The organism is Clostridium pacaense (assembly GCF_020709765.2).
Taxonomy (GTDB): domain Bacteria; phylum Bacillota; class Clostridia; order Lachnospirales; family Lachnospiraceae; genus Enterocloster; species Enterocloster hominis.
Genome location: NZ_JAJFEB020000118.1, coordinates 1 through 273 on the forward strand (window position 1 = coordinate 1; position 273 = coordinate 273).

A 273-nucleotide genomic window follows, 5' to 3' on the forward strand; every position below is an offset into this window, starting at 1 on the left:
TGTCAAAATCATGGAGCGCCCTCAGCTTTACAATTTTCAGGGCCAGTTCCTCTATGGCATTGCGGCCCTTCTCCGGTTCGATACCTGCATGGGCCGCGCGGCCCGATGCATGGACGTGGAAATAACAGTTGCCTTTGCGCTCAATCACGATGGCTCCATTTTCCCGGGCGCCCTCTGTTACAATGCACCAGTCCGCTTTCTTGCCCTCTTCGATGATCCGCTCCTGGACCGCATGGCTTCCTGCTTCCTCGTCTCTGTTCGTGAGCACTGTCA

The 273-nt window shown here is 56.0% G+C and carries 1 protein-coding gene; it reads right to left on the bottom strand.

Annotated elements, in window-relative coordinates; translation table 11 throughout:
• Positions 1–273, bottom strand: a 273-nt coding sequence (locus tag LK536_RS58735; protein WP_506092326.1) for a peptidase dimerization domain-containing protein, incomplete at both ends; no start/stop codon positions are given.